This window comes from Streptomyces sp. NPDC006208 (genome assembly GCF_040613775.1).
GTDB lineage: Bacteria > Actinomycetota > Actinomycetes > Streptomycetales > Streptomycetaceae > Streptomyces.
In genome coordinates this window covers 1-20,193 of sequence record NZ_JBEXSW010000079.1, presented here as the reverse complement: position 1 = coordinate 20,193, position 20,193 = coordinate 1, and the positions used below count along the sequence as shown (strand labels likewise).

Here is a 20,193-nt window from a genome sequence, read left to right as displayed (position 1 = left end):
ATGCCTCGGCCCTGGGGGGCCTGGGGAGACCCCATGCCTCGGCCCTGGGGGGCCTGGGGAGACCCCATGCCTCGGCCCTGGGGGGCCTGGGGAGACCCCATGCCTCGGCCCTGGGGGGCCTGGGGAGATCCCATGCCTCGGCCCTGGTGGGCCTGGGGAACCCCACGCATCTGACGCCGCAGGCTGATCCTCGAAGATCGCCCGGACAGGGTCTAAATCGCGTGATGGTCCGCACGCGCCGTCGATACGCTCGTGATCTCCCGGTGCGAAGGCGACGGATACATCTGGAGCGGGACGTGTCCCGCCGTGAAGGAACCTCTTTCCGCCGCCTGTGTGATCTCGGGAGACCGATGCGCCGGTGTGCCCGGTGCGCAGGCAGCGGATACTTCCTGGGACGTGTTCCCTCGCAGGTTCGAATCCTGCCGCCGGCCCGTGGGCCGGTGTGGCCGAGTGGGCAAAGGCAGACGCGCCCGCCAGGGCGTGAGCGATCCGCGGCCGCTCCGATCTCGGGCACGCCGGGCTGTCGGTCCCGTCTGGTAGGTATGTGGCTGTGAGCAGCAACGACAAGCAGCCCGAAGAGCCCCCCGCCGGTGGGCCGGAGCAGCTTGCGCTCATCCGGGAGACCGTGCGCAAGGCCGCGGTGCCCAAGGCCAAGCCGCGCACCTGGCGCGGGGCACCGCTCGCCAAGGAGCTGCCCGTCGCCCGGGTGATGGTCAACAAGGGCGCACTGCATCTCGACCAGTTCTTCGACTACGCCGTACCCGAGGAGCTCGACGCGTCGGCCCAGCCCGGGGTGCGGGTCCGGGTGCGGTTCGGGGCGGGAGCGCATCGGGTGCGGGAAGGGCGGCGCGAAGGCGGTGGCCTGATCGACGGGTTCCTGATCGAGCGCCGCGCGGAGTCGGACTACGGCGGAGCGCTCGCCGCGCTCGCCTATGTCGTCTCGCCCGAGCCGGTGCTCAGCCCGCAGATGCTCGCCCTCGCCCGAGCCGTCGCGGACCGGTACGCGGGCAGCCTGGCGGATGTGCTGCAGCTCGCCGTCCCGCCGCGCAACGGGCGGGCCGAGTCCAAGCCCTCACCCGAGCCGCTGCCGCCGCCCCCTGCGCCCGATCCGGGCACCTGGGCGAGATACGGCCGCGGGCCGGCATTCCTGGAGGCGCTGTCGGGCCGAGGCACGCCACGGGCCGTGTGGACCGCGCTGCCCGGGCCGCACTGGCCGGACGAGCTGGCGCGCGCTGTCGCCGCGACGCTCTCCTCCGGACGGGGCGCGCTCGTCGTCGTACCGGACGGCAGGCGGGCGGCGCGGGTGGATGCCGCGCTCACCGCACTGATGGGGGCCGGGCGGCATGCCGTGCTCACCGCGGAGTCAGGACCCGAGCAGCGCTACCGGCAGTGGCTCGCCGTGCGCCGGGGGTCGGTGCGGGCGGTGGTGGGAACCCGGGCCGCCATGTTCGCCCCCGTACCGGACCTCGGCCTGGTGGCGATATGGGACGACGGCGACTCCAGCCACAGCGACGACAACGCGCCGTTCCCGCATGTGCGCGAGGTGCTGGAGCTGCGTGCGGCGCACGACGCCTGCGGCTTCCTGCTGGGCAGTACGAGCTGCACGGTCGAGGCCGCCCAGCTCGTCGAGAGCGGCTGGGCCGTGCCGCTGGTGGCCGACCGGGCCCAGGTGCGGGCCGCGGCGCCGCTGGTGCGGACCGTGGGCGACCAGGAGCTGGCCAGGGACGAGGCCGCACGGGCGGCCAGACTGCCCAGTCTCGCCTGGCAGGCGGTGCGGGACGGGCTGAAGAGCGGGCCCGTGCTGGTGCAGGTGCCCCGGCGGGGGTACGTGCCCCGGCTCGCCTGTGAGCGCTGCCGGACGCCCGCGCGGTGCCGCCACTGTGTTGGGCCGCTGCAGGCTCCGGACGAGCGGGAGCTGCGGTGTGCGTGGTGCGGACACGACGAGCCGCAGTGGCACTGCGCCGCATGCGGGTCCACGCGGCTGCGGGCCCAGATAGTCGGCGCCCGCCGCACGGCCGAAGAGCTGGGGCGGGCGTTCCCCGCCGTGCCCGTGCGGACCTCGGGGCGCGACCACGTGCTCGACTCCGTACCCGGGCGGCCCGCGCTGGTGGTGGCCACACCGGGCGCCGAGCCGGTAGCCGACGGGGGCTATGCGGCCGCGCTGCTGCTGGACGGCTGGGCCATGCTGGGCCGGCCCGATCTGCGGGCGGGCGAGGAGGCGCTGCGCCGCTGGATCGCCGCGGGTTCGCTGGTGCGCGGACAGCAGGACGGCGGCACGGTCGTGGTCGTGGCGGAGCCGACGCTGCGGCCGGTCCAGGCACTGGTGCGCTGGGACCCCGTCGGGCACGCCCTGCGCGAACTGGCCGAGCGGGCCGAGCTGGGCTTTCCGCCGGTGTCCAGGATGGCCGAGGTGACCGGCAGCCCTCAGGCTGTTGCCGAGTTCCTGGTCACGGCCGAGCTGCCCGCTGACGCCGAGGTGCTGGGGCCCGTGCCGCTGCCGGTCACGGAGCCGGGACGGACGCGCAGGCCGAAGGACCCTCCGGTGGGGGAGCGGTGGGAGCGGGCGCTGCTGAGAGTGCCGCCCGGGAGCGGGGCCGCGCTGGCCACCGCCCTGAAGACGGCGCAGGCGGCGCGGCTGGCGCGGGGCGGAGCAGAGACGGTGCGGATCAGGGTGGACCCGCCGGACATCGGCTGACACGGGCGCGTACGCCCGGGCCCGTGCCGGCCCTGCCCGGGTGCGGCCCGGGCCGTGCCGGGCTGTCCGCCCGTGTGGCCCGGCCCTTCTCGCCCGGCGCGTATCGGCCGCGGCAGGCTCGAGGCACCCGATGCCGGGCGGACGCAGCCCCTTCGGCCCGGGCGTCCGCCGATGCGCTGCATCCGGCGTCGAGGCGGGGCACCCGCCGGGCGGGACGCGCTCATGCCGGTGCCTGTCGTCCCGGGCACCGGCCGGTGCTTCGTCCGCACCGGGCAGCGCGGCCTGCGGCGCGAACCCGGGGCCTTGCAGACAGGAAGCCGCAGTGCTCCGGCAGATGTGCGAGGTCTCTCGGCACGTGTGCCGATCCGTTCCTGGCGCCCAGCTCCCCGGGACTCCTGCGGGAAGGGCCACAGACTCGTGGCCGCGTGCCGGGAGCGCCCCCGGCACGAAGCCCGGAGGCCCCGGGGGCCCCTCGGTCGCGCCGCGGTCGTCAGCCGTTGCGCGGACCCGGGAAGGTGCTCGTGCGCGGCTCCTCACGGAGCGACTGGCTGCTCGCCGTCGGCTGCGGCGGCATCGAGCGCGCGGCAGGTACGGCGGGCACCGGGGACAGTGCCGGCATGCCCGACGGGTTCGGCAGCGTACGGGTCGTGGTGCCGTCGCCCGTCCCCTCGGCGTCGGCCGGTCCGGCCTGGGCTGCGGCCCGCCGGGCCCCGTACCTGCGGTGCACGGCCTGCTTCGTGACCCCGAGGGCCGAGCCGACCGCATCCCAGGAGAAGCCCAGCGAACGGTCGAAGTCCACGGCCGCGGTCACCAGGGTCTCGACGCTGTCCCGCAGTTCCTGTGCGAGGCGGACGGTCGGGGCCGGGGCCCTGCCGTAGACGACGAAGCCCGTGGAGGGGCCGGAGCGGCGCGGTCGGTAGACATTGCCCAGCTGGGCGGTGAGCGTGCGCAGTGCGTCCACCTGCCGGCGGACCCGCTCGATGTCCCGCACCAGAAGGTGCAGGCTTGCCCGGGCTTGGGCGTCGTGGGTTGCGTGGTCGGCCATGAAAAAGCCTCTCGAACCGGCGTTGGAAAGGGGCCGGGCCGCGTCAGGGCGGCCCGCGTGGGGTCAATCTGTCTTGACCAACGCTCAACCCGCCGATCTGGTCACGCTTCGGGGGCGTGTACGCATCAGAGTGGGGCGCGCGGCCGTCCGTACGCCCCCGCCGCCACGGCCCATAGACTGGTGTGCTGGTCGTCACCGCACGCACACCGCATGCCGGCACCTTGGGCTTCCGCACGCCAAACGCATGTCGCGCTGCACTGATGACAGCCGCACGTACAGCCGTCACCTGCACGTACCCGTCTGAGAGGCAGTCAGCAACCGATGAAGCTCGTCTTCGCAGGTACCCCCGAGGTCGCCGTGCCCGCCCTGGACGCCTTGATCACCTCCGGCCGGCACGAGGTCGCGGCCGTCGTCACCCGCCCCGACGCCCCTGCCGGACGCGGGCGCAGGCTGGTGGCCAGCCCGGTCGCCCAGCGCGCCGCGGAAGCCGGGATCGAGGTGCTCAAGCCGGCCAGGCCGCGGGACGAGGACTTCCTGGCGCGGCTGCGCGAGATCGGCCCCGACTGCTGCCCGGTCGTCGCATACGGCGCGCTGTTGCCCAAGGTGGCCCTCGACGTCCCGGCACGCGGCTGGGTCAATCTTCACTTCTCGCTGCTGCCCGCCTGGCGGGGCGCCGCGCCCGTGCAGCACGCCATCCTGGCCGGCGACGACATGACCGGCGCCTCGACCTTTCTGATCGAGGAGGGGCTGGACTCGGGACCGGTCTACGGCGTGATCACCGAGCACGTACGGCCCACCGACACCAGCGGTGATCTGCTCACACGGCTCGCTTTCGCCGGCGCGGGGCTGCTCGCCGCCACCATGGACGGCATCGAGGACGGCTCGCTGAAGGCGGTGCCGCAGCCGGCCGACGGCGTCACCCACGCCCCCAAGATCACGGTCGAAAGTGCGCACGTGGACTGGGAGGCTCCGGCGCTGCGCGTGGACCGGGTCGTCCGGGGCTGCACGCCCGCGCCCGGCGCATGGTCGGTCTTCCGGGGCGAGCGGCTCAAGCTGGTCAATCTGCTGCCGCTGCCGGACCGGGCGGATCTCGCGCCCGGCCAACTCGACGTGCACAAGAACAACGTCTACGTCGGCACCGGATCGCACGCCGTGGAGCTGCTCTGGGTCCAGCCGCAGGGCAAGAAGCCGATGCGCGCGGCGGACTGGGCGCGGGGGGTGCGGATCGCCCCGGGCGAGCGGCTCGGTACGACGGACGTACGCTGAGAGCGGGCCCGCCTCTCTGAGCCGGCCCCATTCGCCGGGTACCAGCGGATTCATCAGTACGAATGTCACCAGCGGAGCACCTTTGAACGAGCAGGCACGTCGCCGTCCCCCGCACAAGCCGTACCGCCGGCCCCAGAAGGATCCCGTGCGGATCCTCGCCTACGAGGCGCTGCGGGCCGTCGACGAGCGGGACGCGTACGCGAACCTCGTCCTGCCGCCCCTGCTGAAGAAGGCCCGTGAGAAGGACGACTTCGACGGGCGCGACGCGGCGCTCGCGACCGAGCTCGTGTACGGGACGCTGCGCCGCCAGGGCACGTACGACGCGATCATCGCGGCATGCATCGACCGGCCGCTGCGCGAGGTCGATCCGCCCGTGCTGGACGTCCTCTCACTCGGCGCCCACCAGCTGCTGGGCACGCGCATCCCGACGCACGCCGCGGTCTCGGCGAGCGTGGAGCTCGCGCGGGTGGTGCTCGGCGACGGCCGGGCGAAGTTCGTCAACGCCGTGCTGCGCAAGATCGCGCAGGAGGACCTGGACGCTTGGCTGGACCGGGTCGCGCCGCCGTACGACGAGGACGCCGAGGAGCATCTCGCGGTCGTGCACTCGCATCCGCGCTGGGTCGTCTCGGCGCTGTGGGACTCGCTCGGCGGCGGGCGCGCGGGCATCGAGGACCTGCTGGAGGCGGACAACGAGCGGCCCGAGGTGACCCTGGTGGCCCGGCCCGGCCGGGCCACCACCGACGAACTGCTCGACGTGCTCGGCGAGGACTCCGGGCTGCCCGGGCGCTGGTCCCCGTACGCGGTACGCCTGGCCGAGGGCGGCGAGCCCGGTGCCATCGAGGCGGTACGGGACGGCCGGGCCGGTGTCCAGGACGAGGGGAGCCAGCTCGTGGCGATCGCTCTGGCCAACGCGCCGCTGGACGGTCCGGACGAGCGCTGGCTCGACGGCTGCGCGGGGCCGGGCGGCAAGGCGGCCCTGCTCGGGGCGATGGCGGCCGGACGCGGCGCCTCACTGCTCGCCTCCGAGCGGCAGCCGCACCGCGCACGGCTGGTCGAGCGGGCGCTGGCCGGCAACCCCGGCCCGTACCAGGTCATCGCCGCCGACGGCACCCGCCCGCCGTGGCGCCCCGGCAGCTTCGACCGCGTACTCGTCGATGTCCCCTGCTCGGGCCTCGGCGCGCTGCGCCGCCGCCCGGAGGCCCGCTGGCGTCGGCGACCGGAGGACCTCGAAGGCTTCGCACCGCTGCAACGCGGCCTGCTGCGCGAGGCGTTGAGTGCCGTGCGGGTGGGCGGCGTGGTGGGCTACGCGACCTGCTCGCCGCATCTCGCGGAGACCAGGATCGTGGTCGACGACGTCCTGCGGGGACGCGGCGGCGCCGCACCGGCCGAGGCGGAGTGGATCGACGCCCGCCCGCTGATGCCGGACGTCCCGCTGCTCGGCGACGGACCGGACGTGCAGCTGTGGCCGCATCTGCACGGCACGGACGCGATGTATCTGGCACTGCTGCGCCGCACGGCGTGACTCAGGTGAAAAATGTGACCCACACGCAGGCTCCCGCGGCGGCACGGCAGACCCGCGGTCATGCCGACTGCGCAATGCCGGTCCGATCCTGCCCTTCCGGCGGGCATCCGGTACAGGTGCCGACTGTGCGGGGGAGTCAACGCACGGTCGACGATGATGAGATGATGAAGGCAACGAACATGGCGAGCGGGAGAAGCACGCCGCCCGCGGCCATGAGCCAGCCCACCTTCCATGACGTCTTGTCACCGACTTTGACGCACAGCAGCGTCATCAGGGCGAGATAGAGGAACAGCGGCACAATGATGATGCCCAAGCCCACGCGGATTCCCCTTTCTGTACTGTGCCCGGAGCCGCCGCGCGGGCGGCTCCGGGCTACGGTTGATTTTATGGCGTGATGTTCTCGAGGAACTCGGTGCTCGGATCGTCACAGTGCACGACCTCGCCCGGAAGTTTGCCCGGGCCGTCACCGATCACCGGGACAGGCGGGTCTACTGCCCAGGGGTTGCCGCCGCTGCCGCGCTCGTAGGTATTGCACTTTCCGTACGCGTGCCCATCGATGCTGTTGACTCCGGGGATGTTGGAGAAGTTCTTCCAGTCGCCCGGTTTGATCCGGCCGTTGGACGGACGGCCGAGGTTGTCGGTCATCCGGTCGTCGATGTAGAGGTACAGGTCGGGCATGTAGCTCTGATGGACGATGCCGTTGGCCGGAACCGCGTCATCGTTGTCGGCCTTGTGCGTGGGTATGACGCTGCCGTCCGCGCAGAACGCTGCGGCAATGTCGTGCCAGATCGGCGGAGCATTGCCCATCAAGCTGCCGAAAGTGTTGTTGTTGCCGTCGTTCTTGAAGAACATCGAGTAGATGTCCCCGGCGAAGTTCCGGATGCCGATGTTGGTCTCCAGATGCGACTCCACCCGGTCCGCCCATGCCTTGACGTTGTCGTTGATGCGCTTGTGCGCGACCATCGGGCGGTATCCGTGGACGCCGCCGCCGACGGCACGGAAGTCCACGCAGGTGCTGTCCGAGTTCAGTCGCGCCCCCCGGAAGTGGGGGAAGTACGCCTGCCCCGGGGTGTCCCCGGTCGTGTACGGGTGCATCATCTGGTCACGGCCGTACTCGAGAGCGTCGTACGTCATGTAGTCGATGTCCGGCTTCGGAATCCCGTAGTCCGCTTCGATGGCCTGGATGATGTCGGTCACGAAGTGCGGCAGATGGGCGTTGCCGATGCGGACCCGGTAGCCCGCCGACTCACTCCCGGAGACGATCTTCCCTGTGGAGTTGTCGACGATGAAGCTCACGTCGATCTCGCTCTTGATCTTGTAGCTGTTGTCGCCTTTCAGAGCGACGCTGGCGGGCTGTGACGGGTCCGGCCGCTGGTTGGACATGGCCATCCACACCGGAATCGACATGGCGGGCGCCGAGCCGTCCGAGCGCGGCGTCTGGCCACCGGTTTTGATGTCGTTTGCGGCAGGAAGGCGGCCCAGTGCATCAGCGGCCGCTTCTCGCTGGTCCGTGGGCCGTGCCGCTGCGGGCGCGGTGCAGTCCCCAGGTCGGTCGGTGTCCCCCGGGGCGGGCGGCGGCGAGGATGGGTGCGCGGCCCGGGAGTCCGCGGGTCACGCGTAACTGAGGATCACTATCAGCGCCACGCACTCCGCCAGGAGTTGCGCGATCAACGCCACCCGACGCACCTGTGCCGCAGGTGCGGCCAGTGCGACGACACACGCCACACCGGCCAGGCCGATGCCCCACACGAACAGCCACCCGGGCAGCGGTGAGCCGCACTGCTCCCCGTAGGTCATACAGCGCCCCGCCCGTTCGGAGGCGAGAGTCAGCACGCCCGCGGCCAGCGCCGCGGGCACGAAGAGGACGGCGGACAGGACGGACCAGAAGCGGCTGCTGCGCCCGCCGAAGCCAGTGCGGTCCGTGGAGCGCGTCTCCTTGGTTGCGGGCGTCGACCGGGACTCCGTTGTGTTCATGCCCCGATCAGACGTCAGCTCCCCGGTCCGCCGCATCCGTCCGCGTACTCACGTCGCGGATGCGAGGTACTCAGAGCCGTGCAGCTCAGGCGCAGGACGGGCACAGCCCGCGGTAGGTGACCTCGACCTCGGACACCGTGAAGCCGAACCGTTCCTCCGCCGGGAGGTCGGCCAGTGGACTGCCGGTCGGGTGGACGTCGCGGATGGTGCCGCAGCGGGAGCACACCAGGTGCTGGTGCGGACGGTGCGCGTTGGGGTCGTAACGCTTGGCGCGGCCGTCGGTGGAGACCTCCATGACCTCGCCGAGGGAGACCAGCTCCCCCAGAGCGTTGTAGACGGTCGCCCGGGAGATCTCGGGCAGCCGCTGTGCCGCTCTGGCGTGCACCTCGTCGGCCGTGAGATGCACGTGGTCACCGTCGAGGACCTCCGCAACGACACGCCGCTGGGAGGTCATCCGCCAGCCACGCCCTCGCAGTCGCTCCAGCAGGTCACTCATATCGGTTCACCTATTCAGATTCGGCGGGATGCCCGAAGTTTACCGGTGGACGTCCGGTTTCTGATTGGATATGGGCTTGGCGCGCTTCTTGACTTGGACTCTGTCCATCGTAGGATCGGTTTTGGCGCCGGCCAAGGGACAGGAAGACTCCAGTAGGGCAGGAGACAGGGACGTGACGGGACTACCGCCGAGGAGCTGGGTGGTGCCGGCCTGTGTATGACGGCCGTCCGCGTCGCGCCGCCCGAGACCTTCCAGGATGTGAACACCTCGGCATCGAGGCGATTGCTTCCGGGGTGCGCGCTCGGCGGGCCCCCCTGCCCCACCGCCGTCGGCGACCACGACTTCTCGTCGACGAGGCCGACGCCGTCTACCGGGGCCTTTCCCCCGGCTGTTCCACCGCCCGCAGTTTCTGAGCACCGTGATCCGTCTGGTCCGGAAGGATTCCCATGTCTGAGAACCATGATGCAATCGTCGTAGACGCGAAGACGGAGGGCGGAGGTGGCTGTCCGGTCGCGCACGGGCGCGCCCCGCACCCGACTCAGGGCGGCGGAAACCGCCAGTGGTGGCCGGAGCGGCTCAACCTGAAGATCCTTGCCAAGAACCCCGCCGTGGCCAACCCCCTCGGCGAGGAGTTCGACTACGCGGAGGCGTTCAAGACCCTCGACCTCCCGGCGGTGAAGCAGGACATCGCGGAGGTGCTGACGACCTCGCAGGACTGGTGGCCCGCCGACTTCGGGCACTACGGCCCGTTCATGATTCGGATGGCGTGGCACAGCGCGGGTACCTACCGGATCAGCGACGGCCGCGGCGGCGCCGGAGCCGGCCAGCAGCGCTTCGCCCCCCTCAACAGCTGGCCGGACAACGGGAACCTGGACAAGGCTCGCCGCCTGCTGTGGCCGGTCAAGAAGAAGTACGGCCAGAACCTCTCGTGGGCCGACCTCATGATCCTCGCCGGCAACGTCGCCCTGGAGTCGATGGGCTTCGAGACCTTCGGCTTCGGCGGCGGTCGTGCGGACGTCTGGGAGCCCGACGAGGACGTCTACTGGGGTCCCGAGACCACCTGGCTCGGCGACGAGCGCTACAGCGGCGACCGTGAGCTGGAGAATCCCTTCGGCGCGGTCCAGATGGGCCTCATCTACGTCAACCCGGAGGGCCCGAACGGCAATCCGGACCCGCTCGCCGCGGCCCGCGACATCCGCGAGACGTTCCGCCGGATGGCGATGAACGACGAGGAGACGGTCGCCCTGATCGCGGGCGGCCACACCTTCGGCAAGACCCACGGCGCGGGCCCGGCGGACAGCGTCGGCGCCGACCCCGAGGCCGCCCCGATCGAGGAACAGGGCCTCGGCTGGAGGAACTCCTTCGGCACCGGCAAGGGCGGCGACGCGATCACCAGCGGCCTTGAGGGCATCTGGACGAACACCCCGATCACCTGGGACAACAGCTTCTTCGAGATCCTGTTCGGCTACGAGTGGGAGCTGTTCAAGAGCCCCGCCGGTGCGCACCAGTGGAGGCCGAAGGAGGACGCCGGGGCGGGCACCGTGCCCGACGCCCACGACCCGTCGAAGAGCCACGCCCCGACGATGCTGACCACCGACCTCTCGCTCCGGTTCGACCCGGCATACGAGCAGATCTCGCGACGCTTCCTCGAGAACCCCGACGAGTTCGCGGACGCCTTCGCCCGCGCGTGGTTCAAGCTGACCCACCGCGACATGGGCCCGATCGTGCGCTATCTCGGCCCGGAGGTCCCGACCGAGACGCTGTTGTGGCAGGACCCCCTCCCCGCGGTGACGCACGAGCTCGTCGGCTCCGAGGACATCGCCTCCCTCAAGGAGCGGATCCTCGCCTCGGGCCTGTCGGTGTCCCAGCTCGTGTCCACCGCGTGGGCGTCGGCCTCGTCCTTCCGCGGCAGCGACAAGCGCGGCGGCGCCAACGGTGCGCGCATCCGCCTCCAGCCGCAGAGCGGGTGGGAGGTCAACGAGCCCGACCAGCTGGCAGGGGTGCTGCGCACGCTGGAGGGCATCCAGAAGGACTTCAACGACGCCCGGAGCGGCGGCAAGCAGATCTCCCTCGCCGACCTGGTCGTGCTCTCCGGTGCCGCGGGTGTCGAGAAGGCCGCCAAGGACGCCGGCTTCGATGTCGAGGTCCCCTTCACGCCGGGGCGCGTGGACGCGTCGCAGGAGCAGACCGACGTGGAGTCGTTCGCCGCGCTCGAGCCGACCGCCGACGGGTTCCGCAACTACCTCGGGAAGGGCAACCGCCTGCCGGCCGAGTATCTGCTGCTGGACAAGGCGAACCTGCTGACCCTCAGCGCCCCCGAGCTGACGGTCCTCGTCGGTGGGCTTCGTGTCCTGGGCGCGAACTATCAGGAGTCGTCGCTCGGCGTCCTCACCACGACGCCCGGGTCCTTGACGAACGACTTCTTCGTCAACCTGCTCGACATGGGCACGACGTGGAAGGCGACGTCCGAGGACCAGAACACGTTCGAGGGCCGCGACGCCGCCACGGGCGAGGTCAAGTGGACCGGCAGCCGGGCCGACCTCGTCTTCGGGTCGAACTCCGAGCTGCGCGCGCTCGCGGAGGTCTACGCGAGCGACGACGCGAAGGAGAAGTTCGTGAACGACTTCGTCGCGGCGTGGAACAAGGTGATGAACCTCGACCGGTTCGACCTCGTCTGATCGTGACGTCCAGGCCGGCCCGCGCCGGCCGGTCTGGACGTCCTCAGCCCGTGGACCGTTCCGCCGCCCTGATCCGCCGGGTACGGCGGGGCGGTGGCGGCATCAGCGCAGCTTCCGGCAAAGGAGCGCATCCGGGGTCCGTGACGAGCCCAGGCGGCCGGTGTACGCGATACCGGCGGCGTACTCGTCGTTCGCGCACTGCCCCTTGTGGTGGCCGTACGCGAAGTCGCCTCCGGCGGCCGCCGGCGGGCGGTTGTCGGACCGGTCGAACCATACGGTCCGGCCCGCCGACCCCAGCGGTTCGCCCGCCTCGGCGCACAGGGCGGCGGACACGGCGGCCCCGCGCACGCTGTAGCCGACCAGGAAGTGCCGCGGCGGACACTGGAGCTTGGTGTATCCGGAGGCCCAGTCGCGGCCGGGTTCGACGTGCCGTTCGTCGCGGACCACCTCATGGGCGCCGCCGGGTGCGCGAAGAGCGCGGGCTCCGGCGTCGGAGCACAGTCCCCGGCTGCCGGAATGGCTGAGCCCGGCAAGTCGCTGGTCGTCCGGGCACGCCGCCTTCCGCGCGCCGTGGTCCCAGTCCTGCACTTCGCGCATCCGCAGTGACTGGACGAAGTCCCCGTGGTCAGGGCTCAGCATCGACCAGCGGTCGGCCGGGGCGACCTGGCCCGTCCGTCCCCGTGCTTCGATCAGCCGCGTCCAGTGCTCGGCGCGCCAGTCGTCGCCGTCGAAGACGCCGGCCCTCCGTCCCGCGGAGTCCCAGTGCAGCAGCGCCCAGCCGTTGCCCTTGCGGTCCTCGTGCCAGCCGACGAGAGGCCAGTAGGCGAAGTCGGCGTCCGTCTCGATGAGGAAGTCGACGAAGTGGCGGAACCATGCCCGCTGCTTCGCCCCGGTCTCCTCCCGGCCACCGACGCCGAACTCGCTGATCCACACCGGTGCCGTGAAGTGCCGGTCCGTTTGGGAGGCGACGTAGAAGGCCTGCCGCCGCAGCACGTCGTACAGCTCGGAGCGGCTGAAGTCGCGGTAGCGGGGGTCGGAGGTCTCTCCGATGCCTGTGGCTCCGCTGTGGTTCGGTCCCGTGTAGTCGTAGAAGTGGGCCGAGTACACCAGTTTTCCGGATCGCACGAGGGTGTGCGAAAGCCGTTGCACGGGCTCGAGGGTGGGCCGTTCGTGCGGGAGACCGTCCACCGGAATTCCGGTCCAGTTGATTCCTTCGACGATCACCAGCAGGTCGGGATTGGCCTCCTGAAGGATCCGGTCTCCCAGGTGCTGTGACGCGGCGAACCAGTCGTGCCGGTCGCCGAGGCCCCAGTTGGGGTCGTCGAGGACGGACCGGCGTACCTCGTTGTAGAGATCGGCGCCGACGACCCGGGGGTTGTCCCGGTAGCGGCGGGCCATGAACAGCCAGTCACTCTCCCAGGTCTCGGTGCTCCGGCTCGCGTTCCACCGCTCGTTGCCGTCGACGCCGCAGCACCAGCGCGTCGTGTTGGTGTGGTTGTTGAGGATCACCGCGAGGCCCGCGTCCGTCAGGGCCTTGACGGCGGCGTCGTAGACCTGGAGAGGCGTTTTCCCTTTCAGTGCCGGGTTGGCTGCCACCGAGGCGTCCGCGACCGGGCGGGCGTCGTGGACCATCTCGTTGGAGAAGGGGAGGCGGACGCTGTTGAGACCGAGTTCCCGGAATCCGCCGACGATCTCGGACATCGGGGCGCGGTCCAGGCCCAGCGGCATACGGTCCGACTTCTCGCCCGCGTGGTTGTTCGCCGGGTCGTCGGGACTGCCCGAACCGGTCCATGTGCCGCTCGCCCCGTGCCAGTTGCCCGACATCAGCTTGAACCGGTTGCCGCCGGCGTCGACGACGTAACGGCCCCGGGTGCTCAGGGGAGGTGTCCATGCCTCCGCCGGCCGGACTGCGGCGAGTTCGGTGGCATGCCCGGCAGGCGCGGGGGCGGAGGGCGCCGACTCGGCTGCTGCCGGAGGCGCGACCGAAGCGCCCGCCAGGACGCCCAGCATCGCGGCGGCCGACGCCCACCTGACGAAATACCTGTTCACGACCACCCGTTCCCTCGCAGAGTGCGACCCGTCCGGCGCACTGCGTCGTCATTGGCATGTCTGCGCCATGATGGCGGGCGTCCGGTGACGTTGACCAGTAGCGCCGGTGCTCGACACTCGGGAGCGTTCAGCGTGAGAGGCGCAGTACGCTCACCGCGCGGTCGAATGCCGAATCCCTGTTGCGGTCGAACTCCGCGTCCGTGAAAACCGGTTCGGTCAGGTGGGGCGGGATGCCGGAGCCGTCGAAGGTGCGGCCCGTTCGGGTGAGGAACTCCTCGTTCGGGAGCATGAGCTGCCAGCCGTTCGGCAGCACTCGGGGCATCACGTCCGAGAACACACCCTGGGTGGGCGCTCCGATGCGGACCGTGCGGCCCGGGCGGTGCATCAGGGCCTGGGTGACGGTCTCACCCGCACTCACCGTGGAGCCTCCGGTCAGGACTGCGACCGGTCCGGTGTAGCGCGGGGCTCGGGCCGGGTGGACGTACTGGGGCTGGGGGCGCGTGAAGCGTGCCGGGTCGGACGGGTGGTTACGGGCGCGCTTGGCGTAGGCGAAGTGTGTGCGGTCCGTCAGCCGCCCCGCGAGGCGGAGGCCCAGGCTGTCCGATCCGCCGCCGTTGATGCGCAGGTCGATGATCAAGCCTTTCAGCCGGGCCGTGCGCTCGCGCGTGAAGACCGCGTCCAGGGCACGGTCCAGCGCCGCAGAGCAGTCGTCGTACGTCTCGGGATCGGTGTCCGTGTAGCCGCCGAAGCCCGTGACGCGCAGATAGCCCTGGCCGCCGGGCAGGTCCGCGTAGCCGATGCGGCCGTTGGCGAACTCCTGGAGCGGACGGCCGCCGAGGTCGCGGCGTTCGATGTGTGCCTTGACCCGCTGATCCAGTTCGGGCCCGGGAATCTCGGTGCCGGGACGCTTCTGGAAGAAGAACCGGTCCTCGCCCGCGGTGATGCGCACATGCGCGTCGTACAGCGGCCGGACCATGTCGCTCAGCACGGCGAACAGTTCCTCGTCGGTGGTGCGGTCGCTGATCCGGGGGCGGTAGCGGTCCCGGACCGCATGCCAGTCGATGCCCTTGGCGGCGAAGAACGGATAGTTCTCCTCGAACGTCTGCCAGAAGACGTCGAACGTGGCGAGCGGGCCGCTCGGCGCCGGCCGCGTGCAATCGGTGGGCAGTGCCGAAAGGCGGCGAAGTCCCCGTTCCCCGGGTGACCCGGCGAAGCGCAGCTTCCCGGGCAGTACGTCCAAGGCCGTACCGTCCTTGGTGGTGTACGAGGCCCAGTGACCGCTGCCCGTCCGCTTCGCCGTGGCGCCCGGCAAGCACCCTGCCGCCGTGGTCTGGAACTCCCGCAGCCGCCCCTCGTCGATCGCGTACACAGCCCCGTAACCGTCGCTGCGCCATACCCCCTCGACGTGCGCGTCCTTCGCGCCCGCCGCCGGCGCCGGGCCGGTGACGAGCGTTGCTCCGAGCGCGAGTGCGATGGCGGTGACGGTCGTGCAGGTGATGGCCGTACGGCGCATGGGCGTGCCCCCTGAGTGGCTGAGTGAACCGGTGGCTCAACCCTCTCGGGGGCGGGCGGGCCGAGGACATCCGGCCCGCAGGCGGATACGGGGTCGGGCAGGCCCCGGGCCCTCACCCCGGAAAACCACCCTCCGCGGCACGGGCAGGCGGACCGAATCGCCGGGATTGCGAGGCCTGTGCCGGGCTCGGGAGTCTCTGGTCCGTACCGATGCCCGTCTCGGGGAGGGGAAGAGCCGCCGGACGTGGCAGGCTTGGCCCATGGCCGTACAGATCAACCCCAGTATTCTCTCCGCCGACTTCTCCCGCCTCGCGCAAGAGGCCAGGGCCGTCGAGGGCGCCGACTGGCTGCACGTCGACGTGATGGACAACCACTTCGTGCCCAACCTGACACTGGGCGTGCCGGTCGTCGAGTCGCTCAGCAAGGCGACGGACACCCCGCTGGACTGCCACCTGATGATCGAGGACCCCGATCGCTGGGCACCCCAGTACGTCGAGGCCGGGGCCGGATCGGTCACCTTCCATGTCGAGGCCGCGGCCGCACCCGTCCGGCTCGCGCGCGAGATCAGGGCGAAGGGCGCCCGCGCCGCCATGGCGCTCAAGCCCGCCACGCCCATCGAGCCGTACGAGGACCTGCTTCCCGAGCTCGACATGCTGCTGATCATGACCGTGGAGCCGGGCTTCGGGGGCCAGGCGTTCCTGGACATCATGCTCCCCAAGATCCGCCGCACCCGGGAGCTGATCTCCAAGCACGGCCTCGAGCTGTGGCTCCAGATCGACGGGGGAGTGTCGGCGTCGACCATCGAGCGGTGCGCGGAAGCGGGCGCCGATGTCTTCGTCGCGGGCTCGGCGGTCTACAACACGCAGGACCCGGCGGCGGCCGTACGGGCACTGCGCGACCAGGCGACGCAGGCGACCGCTTCGGCAGCCTGGGCGTGCAGCCACTGAGCCCCGGCTCGGCGGCTGTGCTTGTTCAACCGATGTTGGCCCATCAGGGCCGATCAACAGCAACCGGATCTGACAGGATGGCGGATCCGGAGTGTGTACAGCAGTGAGGAGAGCGCGGTGTCTGCAATGTCGGCGGGACGGCCAGCCCTGCGGATGGGACCCGCCGAGCTGGTTCAGGCGGCTGCCATGGCGCGCCGCTTCTACCTCGAGGGCAAGTCCAAGATCCAGATCGCCGAGGAGTTCGGCGTGAGCCGCTTCAAGGTGGCCCGGGTCCTGGAGACGGCGCTCGAGCGTGATCTGGTACGGATCGAGATTCGCGTTCCCGCCGAGCTGGACGCGGAACGCTCCGACGCCCTGCGTGCACGCTACGGGCTGCGCCACGCGGTCGTCGTCGAGACCCCCGCGGAAGGCATGGACGAGTCCCCCGACCCGGAGAACCTGGGCGAGGTGGCCGCTGACCTGCTCGGCGAGCTGGTGGCGGAGGGCGATGTGCTGGGACTCGCCTGGGGCCGTTCCACGATCCACATGGCGGCCGCGCTGGACCGGCTGCCGCCCTGCACGGTCGTCCAGCTGACGGGCGTGTACGACGCGGGCACCGCCGAGCGCGGCTCGGTCGAGGCGGTACGGCGGGCGGCGCAGGTCTCCGGCGGCGAGGCGCACCCCATCTACGCCCCCATGCTGCTGCCCGACCCGGCCACCGCGGCAGCCCTGCGCAACCAGACGGGGATCGCCCGAGCCTTCGAGTACTTCGACAAGGTCACCGTCGCCTGCGTCTCCATCGGTTCGTGGGAGCCGGGTATCTCCACCGTGCACGACATGCTCTCCGACGAGGAGCGCGCCCACTACGCATCTCTGGGCGTCGCCGCCGAGATGTCCGCGCATCTCTTCGACACCGAGGGCCGGCGCGTCGGCCGTGACCTGGGGGAGCGGTGCATCACGGTCGAGGCCGACCGGCTGCGCCGTATCCCCGAGGTCGTCGCGATCGCGGGCGGGCAGCGCAAGGCGGAGGCGATCGGAGCGGTCCTGCGTTCGGGTCTGGTCACGAGCCTTGTGACGGACACCGCCGCGGCGGACCAGCTGCTGACGGCGGCCCCCGGACCGCGTCCGGCGCTGGAGCGCGCCGACCCCGACGACTGATCCGGCACGGGACGGCCCCGGGAACAAGGGGCGGGCGGCCGCTGTGGCCGGGACCCGCGCGTTCCCGCCGCGGGCAGATTTGGAGGATCTGCTTGTGGAAGCAGCCATGAGCTGGAGGTTTCTCCGGGGCCGGACGATCGCCTGTCATGGGACACTGAAGTACGTGCGTTTTCCCCCGGCTGAAATGCCCGGGGGCCAACTCGAACGACTGGGATGTTCAGCACGTGCGTTTCCTCAATGACCTGAAGCCGCCGTACGACCTCACGTACGACGATGTGTTCATGGTGCCGAGCCGTTCGGCCGTGGGTTCCCGCCAGGACGTGGACCTTTCCTCCCCCGACGGCACCGGCACGACCATCCCGCTGGTCGTCGCCAACATGACCGCCATCGCGGGCCGTCGGATGGCCGAGACGGTCGCCCGCCGCGGTGGCCTCGTCGTCATCCCCCAGGACATCCCGATCGAGGTCGTCACCGATGTCATCACCTGGGTCAAGAGCCGCCACCTGGTGCTCGACACCCCGATCATCCTGACCCCGCACCAGACCGTGGCCGACGCGCTGTCCCTGCTGCCCAAGCGCGCGCACGGCGCGGGCGTCGTCGTGGACGACGAGCAGCGGCCCGTCGGTATCGTCACCGACGTCGACCTGGCGGGCGTGGACCGCTTCACGCAGCTGTCCGAGGTCATGTCCAAGGACCTGCTGCTGCTCGACGCCGACATCGATCCGCGCGAGGCCTTCAACACGCTCGACGCCGCCAACCGCCGCTATGCGCCCGCCGTTGACGCCGGAGGCCGTCTCGCCGGTGTGCTCACCCGCAAGGGCGCGCTGCGCGCCACGCTCTACTCCCCGGCCGTCGACGCCGCGGGCACGCTGCGCATCGCCGCCGCCGTCGGTATCAACGGCGATGTGGCGGGCAAGGCCAAGCAGTTGCTCGACGCGGGCGTCGACACCCTCGTCGTCGACACCGCGCACGGCCACCAGGAGTCGATGATCAGCGCGCTGAAGGCGGTGCGCGGCCTCGATCCGCACGTACCGATTGTCGCGGGCAACATTGTGGCCGCCGAGGGCGTACGCGACCTCGTCGAGGCCGGCGCGGACATCATCAAGGTCGGTGTGGGCCCCGGCGCCATGTGCACCACCCGCATGATGACCGGTGTGGGCCGGCCCCAGTTCTCCGCCGTTCTCGAATGCGCCGCCGAGGCGAAGAAGTTCGGCAAGCACGTCTGGGCGGACGGCGGAGTGCGCCACCCGCGCGACGTCGCCATGGCCCTCGCCGCCGGCGCGTCCAATGTCATGGTCGGTTCCTGGTTCGCCGGCACGTACGAGTCCCCTGGCGACCTGCAGCAGACCGCCGACGGGCGGCTGTACAAGGAGTCGTTCGGCATGGCCTCCGCGCGCGCCGTGCGCAACCGCACCAGCGAGGAGTCGGCCTACGACCGGGCCCGCAAGGCCCTGTTCGAGGAGGGCATCTCCCACTCGCGGATGTTCCTCGACCCGGACCGCCCCGGCGTCGAGGACCTGATCGACTCGATCATCGCCGGTGTCCGTTCCTCCTGCACGTACGCGGGCGCCCGCTCGCTGGAGGAGTTCGCCGAGAACTCGGTCGTCGGCATCCAGAGCGCCGCCGGTTACGCCGAGGGCAAGCCGTTGCACGCCAGCTGGAGTTGACGGACACCGCTCTGCCGGCCTCCGGTCACCGCCTCTTCGCGGCGGCCGGAGGCGGGCGTGGTGGATCCGCCCAACTTCGCAGGCATGCCCGGCCGAAGCCGGGGTAGGCGCCTCTTCGCACTGACAACGGAGCAGGGGAGGACGCAGTGTCCACGGTGAGCACAGTCCCGACCGAACTCACGCAGGTGGGAGTACAGCGTCCGATTGCGGCAGAGCTGGACCTTCCGGACGTGGAGAACCCGGGGGAGGTTGCACCGAAGGACGCCCGGGAGATCTCGAAGGTCTTCTTCCGGCGGCTCGACACGCTGGACGAAGGAACCCACGAATACCAGTACGTACGCAACACCCTGATCGAACTCAATCTGGCGCTGGTGAAGTACGCGGCCGGCCGGTTCCGCAACCGTGCGGAGCAGATGGAGGACATCGTCCAGGTCGGCACGATCGGTCTGATCAAGGCGATCGACCGCTTCGAGCTCAGCCGCGAGGTCGAGTTCGCCACCTTCGCCGTCCCGTACATCGTCGGTGAGATCAAGCGCTTCTTCCGGGACACCAGCTGGGCCGTCCATGTGCCGCGCAGGCTCCAGGAGTTGAGGATCGATCTGGCCAAGGCCGTCGACGAACTCTCCCAGCGGCTCGACCACACCCCCACCACCGCCGAACTCGCCGGGCATCTCGGGCTCGACGAGGAGGAGGTCATCGAGGGCGTGGTGGCCAGCAACGGCTACACCGCGGGTTCGATCGACATGCCGATGGACGACGCCTCCGACCACGCCGCGGCCCCGCTGTCCGACCGGCTCGGAGCGCCCGACTCCGATCTCGAGATCGCGGAGAACGTCCAGGCGCTCAAACCGCTGATCGAGGAGCTGGACGACCGGGACCGGAAGATCCTTCAGATGCGGTTCGGCGACGAGATGACCCAGTCCGAGATCGGCCAGGAGCTGGGGGTCTCGCAGATGCACGTCTCGCGGCTGCTGACGCGGATCACCGGGCGGCTGCGAGAAGGACTGCTCGTCGTGGAGTGACCGCGCCTCGGGCCGCGAGCCGGATGGTGGCGGATCCGGCACGCCCGTCATGAACCCATTCCCCCACGGAGGAGGCGGCGTCCTGGTCGACCAGGGCGCCGCCGCGGGGGGCGGGGCCGGGGTGGGTGGGGGTGGGCGGGGGGTCTGTGTGTTTCGGCGGGCAGACCCAGTTGCCCCACACCC

At 71.0% G+C, this 20,193-nt stretch carries 15 protein-coding genes and 1 pseudogene; 9 read left to right on the top strand and 7 right to left on the bottom strand.

Translation table 11 applies throughout. The features are described from left to right. Positions 1 to 354: 354 nt before the first annotated feature. Together ABZ208_RS37370 and ABZ208_RS37365 are read left to right on the top strand one after the other, a co-directional pair. Positions 355 to 431: pseudogene (locus tag ABZ208_RS37370) on the top strand. Positions 432 to 550: 119 nt separating this feature from the next. Beyond that, positions 551 to 2,695, top strand: coding sequence for a primosomal protein N' (locus ABZ208_RS37365; protein WP_356913905.1), 2,145 nt, complete (start codon positions 551 to 553; stop codon positions 2,693 to 2,695). A 490-nt stretch (positions 2,696 to 3,185) separates the two neighbouring features. Here the strand turns inward: ABZ208_RS37365 and ABZ208_RS37360 are convergent, their stop codons facing one another. Beyond that, positions 3,186 to 3,740 (bottom strand): hypothetical protein, encoded by a 555-nt coding sequence (locus ABZ208_RS37360; RefSeq protein ID WP_328402888.1) that lies wholly within the window; start codon positions 3,738 to 3,740, stop codon positions 3,186 to 3,188. A 321-nt stretch (positions 3,741 to 4,061) separates the two neighbouring features. Here ABZ208_RS37360 and fmt point away from each other — a divergent pair, with 321 nt between their 5' ends. Both fmt and ABZ208_RS37350 read left to right on the top strand, forming a co-directional pair. Then, the gene (gene fmt / locus ABZ208_RS37355; RefSeq protein WP_356913904.1) at positions 4,062 to 5,006 is read left to right on the top strand and encodes a methionyl-tRNA formyltransferase; all 945 of its coding nucleotides are present in this window, start codon (positions 4,062 to 4,064) and stop codon (positions 5,004 to 5,006) included. Positions 5,007 to 5,088: 82 nt separating this feature from the next. Then, positions 5,089 to 6,528, top strand: a complete 1,440-nt coding sequence (locus ABZ208_RS37350) for a transcription antitermination factor NusB (protein ID WP_356913903.1) — start codon at positions 5,089 to 5,091, stop codon at positions 6,526 to 6,528. A gap of 136 nt (positions 6,529 to 6,664) precedes the next feature. Here the strand turns inward: ABZ208_RS37350 and ABZ208_RS37345 are convergent, their stop codons facing one another. From ABZ208_RS37345 to ABZ208_RS37330, 4 genes are all read right to left on the bottom strand, one after another. Beyond that, complete coding sequence (locus ABZ208_RS37345) at positions 6,665 to 6,847, bottom strand: hypothetical protein (RefSeq protein ID WP_356913902.1); 183 nt, start codon at positions 6,845 to 6,847, stop codon at positions 6,665 to 6,667. A 65-nt stretch (positions 6,848 to 6,912) separates the two neighbouring features. Beyond that, complete coding sequence (locus ABZ208_RS37340) at positions 6,913 to 7,911, bottom strand: hypothetical protein (RefSeq protein WP_356913901.1); 999 nt, start codon at positions 7,909 to 7,911, stop codon at positions 6,913 to 6,915. 228 nt (positions 7,912 to 8,139) lie between these two features. Next, positions 8,140 to 8,502 (bottom strand): hypothetical protein, encoded by a 363-nt coding sequence (locus tag ABZ208_RS37335; RefSeq protein WP_356913900.1) that lies wholly within the window; start codon positions 8,500 to 8,502, stop codon positions 8,140 to 8,142. A gap of 85 nt (positions 8,503 to 8,587) precedes the next feature. Then, complete coding sequence (locus ABZ208_RS37330) at positions 8,588 to 8,998, bottom strand: transcriptional repressor (RefSeq protein ID WP_356913899.1); 411 nt, start codon at positions 8,996 to 8,998, stop codon at positions 8,588 to 8,590. Positions 8,999 to 9,444: 446 nt separating this feature from the next. On the opposite strand from ABZ208_RS37330, the gene katG reads away from it, so the two are divergent. Then, the gene (gene katG / locus ABZ208_RS37325; RefSeq protein ID WP_356913898.1) at positions 9,445 to 11,676 is read left to right on the top strand and encodes a catalase/peroxidase HPI; all 2,232 of its coding nucleotides are present in this window, start codon (positions 9,445 to 9,447) and stop codon (positions 11,674 to 11,676) included. Positions 11,677 to 11,778: 102 nt separating this feature from the next. Here katG and ABZ208_RS37320 read toward each other — a convergent pair whose 3' ends face one another. After that, positions 11,779 to 13,686: a cellulase family glycosylhydrolase gene (locus ABZ208_RS37320; RefSeq protein ID WP_356913908.1), complete on the bottom strand. Its 1,908-nt coding sequence runs from the start codon at positions 13,684 to 13,686 to the stop codon at positions 11,779 to 11,781. A 166-nt stretch (positions 13,687 to 13,852) separates the two neighbouring features. Beyond that, on the bottom strand, positions 13,853 to 15,223 hold the full coding sequence (locus ABZ208_RS37315; RefSeq protein ID WP_356913907.1) for a S41 family peptidase: 1,371 nt from the start codon (positions 15,221 to 15,223) through the stop codon (positions 13,853 to 13,855). Positions 15,224 to 15,497: 274 nt separating this feature from the next. On the opposite strand from ABZ208_RS37315, the gene rpe reads away from it, so the two are divergent. The 4 genes from rpe (at position 15,498) to ABZ208_RS37295 (ending at position 20,010) form a co-directional block, all read left to right on the top strand. Further along, a complete protein-coding gene (gene rpe, locus ABZ208_RS37310) occupies positions 15,498 to 16,184 on the top strand; it encodes a ribulose-phosphate 3-epimerase (protein WP_356913897.1) in 687 nt (228 codons plus the stop codon). Positions 16,185 to 16,310: 126 nt separating this feature from the next. Continuing rightward, positions 16,311 to 17,321 (top strand): sugar-binding domain-containing protein, encoded by a 1,011-nt coding sequence (locus ABZ208_RS37305; RefSeq protein WP_356913906.1) that lies wholly within the window; start codon positions 16,311 to 16,313, stop codon positions 17,319 to 17,321. A 224-nt stretch (positions 17,322 to 17,545) separates the two neighbouring features. Further along, the gene (locus tag ABZ208_RS37300) at positions 17,546 to 18,988 is read left to right on the top strand and encodes a GuaB1 family IMP dehydrogenase-related protein (RefSeq protein WP_356913896.1); all 1,443 of its coding nucleotides are present in this window, start codon (positions 17,546 to 17,548) and stop codon (positions 18,986 to 18,988) included. Between the two features lie 146 nt (positions 18,989 to 19,134). Continuing rightward, positions 19,135 to 20,010: an RNA polymerase sigma factor SigF gene (locus ABZ208_RS37295; protein ID WP_356913895.1), complete on the top strand. Its 876-nt coding sequence runs from the start codon at positions 19,135 to 19,137 to the stop codon at positions 20,008 to 20,010. Positions 20,011 to 20,193 lie beyond the last annotated feature (183 nt).

What these genes read in the sequence shown, in the direction of transcription:
- ABZ208_RS37305 (WP_356913906.1), top strand. Translation starts at nt 16,311, where the DNA reads ATGTCGGCGGGACGGCCAGCCCTGCGGATGGGACCCGCCGAGCTGGTT.
- ABZ208_RS37335 (WP_356913900.1), bottom strand. Translation starts at nt 8,502, where the DNA reads ATGAACACAACGGAGTCCCGGTCGACGCCCGCAACCAAGGAGACGCGC.
- ABZ208_RS37320 (WP_356913908.1), bottom strand. Translation starts at nt 13,686, where the DNA reads ATGCTGGGCGTCCTGGCGGGCGCTTCGGTCGCGCCTCCGGCAGCAGCC.
- fmt (WP_356913904.1), top strand. Translation starts at nt 4,062, where the DNA reads ATGAAGCTCGTCTTCGCAGGTACCCCCGAGGTCGCCGTGCCCGCCCTG.
- ABZ208_RS37330 (WP_356913899.1), bottom strand. Translation starts at nt 8,998, where the DNA reads ATGAGTGACCTGCTGGAGCGACTGCGAGGGCGTGGCTGGCGGATGACC.
- rpe (WP_356913897.1), top strand. Translation starts at nt 15,498, where the DNA reads ATGGCCGTACAGATCAACCCCAGTATTCTCTCCGCCGACTTCTCCCGC.
- katG (WP_356913898.1), top strand. Translation starts at nt 9,445, where the DNA reads ATGTCTGAGAACCATGATGCAATCGTCGTAGACGCGAAGACGGAGGGC.
- ABZ208_RS37360 (WP_328402888.1), bottom strand. Translation starts at nt 3,740, where the DNA reads ATGGCCGACCACGCAACCCACGACGCCCAAGCCCGGGCAAGCCTGCAC.
- ABZ208_RS37340 (WP_356913901.1), bottom strand. Translation starts at nt 7,911, where the DNA reads ATGTCCAACCAGCGGCCGGACCCGTCACAGCCCGCCAGCGTCGCTCTG.